Source organism: Turicibacter sp. HGF1 (assembly GCF_000191865.1).
In the GTDB taxonomy this organism is placed as follows: Bacteria; Bacillota_I; Bacilli_A; order MOL361; family Turicibacteraceae; genus Turicibacter; species Turicibacter sanguinis.
This window is the reverse complement of record NZ_AEXQ01000079.1, coordinates 1-832: the sequence shown is the minus strand read 5'-3', so window position 1 is coordinate 832 and position 832 is coordinate 1. Positions and strand designations below refer to the sequence as shown.

Sequence of the window (832 nt, the reverse complement as noted above, 5' to 3'; positions counted from 1 at the left end):
ATAACCGATAATTTCACGATTAAACAGGTCTACAAGCACACAAAGATAGTGCCAGCGATTTTTTACACGAACGTACGTTAAATCACTGACAACAACGTTTAAATGTGGTTGTTCATCAAAGTTACGATCCACGATATTTTCAGTGTTATCTTCGTTACATTTAGCTGTATGCGGCTTAAATTGAGCAACGGTATAATTCGATACAAGGCCTTCTTGTTTCATGATACGACTAATACGACGACGTGAAACTTGTTGTCCCATCTTTTTTAACTCTTGCTTAATTTTTCGAGTCCCGTAATTATTTCGGCTTCGACGAAAAATCTCAATGATATCAGTAACCAGTTGAGTTTCATCTTTCTTCGGTTTAGACTCATAATAATAAGTGCTACGAGGCACATTAAGGACTTTGCACATCGCTGAAACTGAATATTTGTGTGTATTGTTTTTAATCACATTTATCTTCGTCCTAAGATCAGCGCGGCTTGCTTTAAAATATCATTTTCCATTTCCAATTGCTTAACTTTTTTACGAAGTTGGATTAACTCCTGTTCTTCTTCTGAGCGGTTATCTTTCTCCTTAAAAGAACCTGTAGAAGTTGACTGTTTAATCCATTTATCGAGTAAAGACGATGAGATATCGTATTCACGAACAATATCACATTTACGTTTCCCATTTAAATAAAGCTGGACTAATTGGTTTTTAAATTCATCTGTATACGTACGGCGTGGTCTACGAGTTTTAGTTTGGGTCATGTTAAAGCTCCTTTAGATTGATATTATTTATAATTCTACATGACCTTAAAAAAACTGTCTAATTAATTGTAACCTATCCA

The 832-nt window shown here is 34.7% G+C and carries 1 pseudogene; it reads right to left on the bottom strand.

The features are described from left to right. Nucleotides 1–752, bottom strand: a pseudogene (locus tag HMPREF9402_RS14175) (IS3 family transposase); the annotation flags it as partial. Nucleotides 753–832: the final 80 nt, after the last annotated feature.